The sequence below is a fragment of the Paracoccus rhizosphaerae genome (assembly GCF_026162645.1).
Taxonomy (GTDB): Bacteria; Pseudomonadota; Alphaproteobacteria; order Rhodobacterales; family Rhodobacteraceae; genus Paracoccus; species Paracoccus rhizosphaerae.
In genome coordinates, this window is record NZ_JAOTBE010000123.1 from 1 (window position 1) to 3,990 (window position 3,990).

Below are 3,990 nucleotides of genomic sequence, written 5' to 3' on the forward strand. Positions count from 1 at the left end.
GAAGGTCATCTCGTGGCCGGCTTCGACATCCGGAGACGCTTCGCCGGCCACGCCCGCCGTAGCGCCCAGACCCGTCATGCATTAAGACTGAAACCGGACCACCCGATGGGGGCAGGTCAGCATGAGCCTCGGATCCTGGGTTGCCGGTCTTGTCGCAGCCAACGACCCTGCAGTCAAAAAAGCTGCGTTGTTACTGACCGCGGGAAGTCTCGCTGACATGGTTTGGACGGGGCGAGCCACAGAGCATATCCGCGCCAGCCTTGCGGGGCAGATTGACGTGACCCAGCTCAATAGAGCGTGGAGTCTGCTGAACCTCGAGAACTACGTAGGACAGTTGGCGCGGCCCGGCTTGGAGCTTCAGATCGTGCTGGCGAGGAGAGATACTGTGGTGTTGCCCCACCTATCGGAACGTCTGGTTGCAAAGCTGAGGCAGGCTGGGGCCAAGCCTGACGTTCTCGAGCTAAATTGCGGACACTATTCCTTTGCACTACCGCCTTACATCCTGCGTCCGGGTCTCCGCACCTTGCGGCTGCTGGCAGGATGACATCTCTGGATCAAACATATCTGGATTGTTGCCGCACCCCCCTGCCCGGCCTGACCTGTTGACGTTGATCTTCCGCATCAACACGGCTGCGGCACAGCATGGTCATGTCTTCCAGACCAACAGGCTCGAACGCAACGACAGAACCAGCCTCATTGGGCGGGCCGTAGTTCTTGAAACTCAGTGAAGGTGCCCTGCCGCGGGAACATACGACAGGGCTGCCCTTGGGAAGGCTGTCCGCAAAAGACAACCCGATCCTACCGCAACAAGCGCCGGAAGGAAGCTGCTTTCGTGCAACCAGGACCTTTCCCGTGCATGCGCCGGGGGAAGCAGGACGCCGGCCGGCTTCAGTTTGCCCTCGATTTGCTCTGCCTGCTTCCGCGGGCGGCATGGAAATGATCTGAAAGGCCGCTCACTCCTGCCATTGTGCGCGCAAGTTCGTGGGCCGCCACCTGAGGAGCCTGCTCATTGCGGCTTCCTGGCCAGCCACTCATCAAGCTTCGTCCAGCGGCGGCGCCCCGAGATGTTCCTAACCGCGATCGCCACAGCCTTCTTCTGGCCGACCAGCACGACCAGCTTCCTGCCGCGGGTAACGCCGGTGTAGATCAGGTTGCGCTGAAGCATGGCGTAATGCTGGGTCATCACCGGGATGACGACAGCGGGGTACTCTGAGCCCTGGCTCTTGTGGATGGTGGCGGCGTAAGCCGGCACCAGCGTGTCGAGTTCGCCAAAGGCAAAGGCGACCGTGCGGCCGTCGAAGTTGACGGTGAGATCGCCCTCGTCCAGATCGACATTCTCTACCCTGCCAATGTCGCCGTTATAGACTTCCTTGTCATAGTCGTTCTCGATCTGCATCACCTTGTCGCCAGGAGCGAAGGTCCAGCCGAAACGCTCGACTTTCCTGTCACCGGCAGGGTTCAGTACCGCCTGCAGCTCGATGTTGAGCGACCGGGCGCCGACACCGCCCCGGTTCATCGGGCAGAGGACCTGGATGTCCCTGATCGGGTCAAGCCCGAACCGGCGGGGGATGCGCTTGCTGACCAGTTCCACGACCCGCGCCACAGCCTGGTCTGGGTCCGCAGCCGGCACGAAATAGAAATCGGCCTCATTGTCGGGTGGGGCGAGATCCGGCATGCGCCCGGCGTTGATCGCATGCGCGGTGGTGATGATCTTGCTCAGCGCTGCCTGGCGGAAGACCTCGGTCAGCCGGACCACCGGCACGGCGCCGGAACCGATGATGTCGGCGAGCACCTGCCCGGGACCGACAGAGGGCAACTGGTCGATGTCACCCACGACGAGAAGCGCTGCCGCGGTCGGCACAGCCTTCATCAGCGACTGCATCAGCAGCACGTCGACCATCGAGCTCTCGTCGACCACCAGCAGGTCGCAGTCGAGCGGGTTCTCGTCATTGCGCTTGAAGCCGAAGGCCTTGGGATCGAACTCGAGCAGCCGGTGGATGGTCCTGGCCTCCATGCCGGTCGCCTCGGACATGCGCTTGGCCGCGCGGCCGGTGGGGGCGCAAAGCAGAAGCTTCACGGCCTTGGCCGCGAGGATGCGGAGGATCGAGTTCACGATGGTGGTCTTGCCTACCCCGGGGCCACCGGTGATCACGGTGACCTTGGACCTGAGCGCCAGCCGGACGGCCTCGGCCTGATTGGCGGCAAGGCTGAGGCCCGTCTTCTGCTCGATCCAGGGCAGGGCCTTGTCCACATCAATCTCCGGCCAGGGCAGCGAGCCGCTGCGTATCCGCCCCAGCTGCTCCGCAATTGCACGCTCGGCCTGGTAAAGTCCTGACAGGAAAACGCAGTCGGCATCCCCCACCCGGTCGGCGGTGAGGGTGCCTTCGGAAAGTTCCTTCTCCAGAGCGCTCCCGATCAGCCGGGCGGGCACTTCGAGGAGCATTTCCGCCAGCGCGACCAGCTCCGTCCTTGGCAGACCGCAATGGCCGCCGCCCATGGCCTCGCTCAGCGCGAATGACACCCCTGCGCGGACGCGGATCATGGCGGTCTTCTCGATCCCTAGCTTGGCGGCAATCATGTCGGCCGTACGGAAGCCGATGCCGCGGATGTCCATGGCCAGGCGATACGGGTTCTCGCTCATCACCTGGACGGCGTCGGTCCCGTAGGTCTTGAAGATCCTCACTGCCCGCGCCGTACCCACACCATGCTGATGCAGGAAGACCATGATCTCGCGGATCACCTTCTGATCCGCCCAACCGGCGGTGATCTTGGCGGCGCGGACGGGGCCGATCCCCTCGACCTCGCGCAGGCGCTCGGGCGTCGCCTCGATGATGTCGAAGACGTCGGTGCCGAAGCTCCCGACCAGCCGCCGCGCATAGATCGGCCCGATCCCCCGGATCATGCCGGAGCCGAGGTACTTCTCGATCCCCTCGCGGGTGGAGGGTGCGTGCGTCTTCAGAAACTGTGTCTTGAACTGCAGGCCGTGGGCTCGGTCATTGAGCCAGATGCCGGTGGCCGTGACCCATTCTCCAGCCGAAATCATCGCTGCATGGCCGACGACCGTCACAAGGTCCCGATGCCCGCGGGCCTTCACCCGCAGGACACAGAAGCCATTCTCGGCGTTGTGGAACGTGACCCGCTCGACCAGTCCGGCAAGCACTTCAGTCGGGCTGTCAGCGGCCTGCGGGGTCATGAGCGGCGCAACCTGCAGCCCGCCTATTCAGCTGTGTCGGAGCCTTCGGCGACAACCTTTGGCTTGCGGCCCCTCTTCGCCTTTGGCGCGTCGTCCTCTCCACCGGCAGCAGCCGGCGCTTTTCGGGTTCGCCGGGCCTTCGGCGCTTCCGTGCCCTCTTCGGCCACGGCTTTGGGCTTGCGGCCCCTGGTTGCCCGTGGCGTCTCGGCTGATCCCTCGGCTGCCGTATCGGCCACGGCTTTGGGAGGGCGGCCCCGCCGCGGCTTTGGGGCTTCCGCTGCCTCTTCCGCGACGGCCTTCGGCTTGCGCCCCCGGCGGACGGCGGCTTTCCCCGCCGGGGCGGAGGATTGTGCCTCCTCCTCTGCGGCAATTTCATGCTCGGCCTGCGACCAGTGCTGGGCATCCTGTCCCTCGGGACGGCCCGCCTGCTCCCACAGAGCGTGCGCCCGGTCCCGGACCCTTTGCGTGCGTTCGTCATTCATGATGACTTCTCCTTCTGCCATGGCGGACACCTGATGCCTGTCAAAGCGCTCAGCGGGGTCGCCACCGTCTGAACATCTGTACCTCATCGTGGCAGAGATAAGCGATGCAGCCAACGGCCTCTGTGGCGCACCACTCGAGGCGCATCAATATGAGGCGGAGTGGCTGGCTGACGCGGTCAGCCAGCTGCACAGGTTCCCCTGCGTGGCGCCGGTGATGGCGCTACGCCGTTCTGGAAGACGTCCAATACTCACCATTCGGCCACCGATCCGTCAGCATGGCGCCAAAGCGGGTTGCGCCACCGATGGCCGGTCGAC

The 3,990-nt window shown here is 64.5% G+C and carries 3 protein-coding genes; 1 reads left to right on the plus strand and 2 read right to left on the minus strand.

All coding sequences use genetic code 11. The features are described from left to right. The first annotated feature begins 121 nt into the window (after positions 1 to 121). Positions 122 to 544 (plus strand): alpha/beta hydrolase family protein, encoded by a 423-nt coding sequence (locus OC184_RS19550; protein WP_265508845.1) that lies wholly within the window; start codon positions 122 to 124, stop codon positions 542 to 544. 462 nt (positions 545 to 1,006) lie between these two features. Here OC184_RS19550 and recD2 read toward each other — a convergent pair whose 3' ends face one another. Beyond that, the gene (gene recD2 / locus OC184_RS19555) at positions 1,007 to 3,193 is read right to left on the minus strand and encodes an SF1B family DNA helicase RecD2 (RefSeq protein ID WP_265508846.1); all 2,187 of its coding nucleotides are present in this window, start codon (positions 3,191 to 3,193) and stop codon (positions 1,007 to 1,009) included. Between the two features lie 23 nt (positions 3,194 to 3,216). Beyond that, positions 3,217 to 3,675: a DUF2934 domain-containing protein gene (locus OC184_RS19560; protein ID WP_265508848.1), complete on the minus strand. Its 459-nt coding sequence runs from the start codon at positions 3,673 to 3,675 to the stop codon at positions 3,217 to 3,219. Positions 3,676 to 3,990 lie beyond the last annotated feature (315 nt).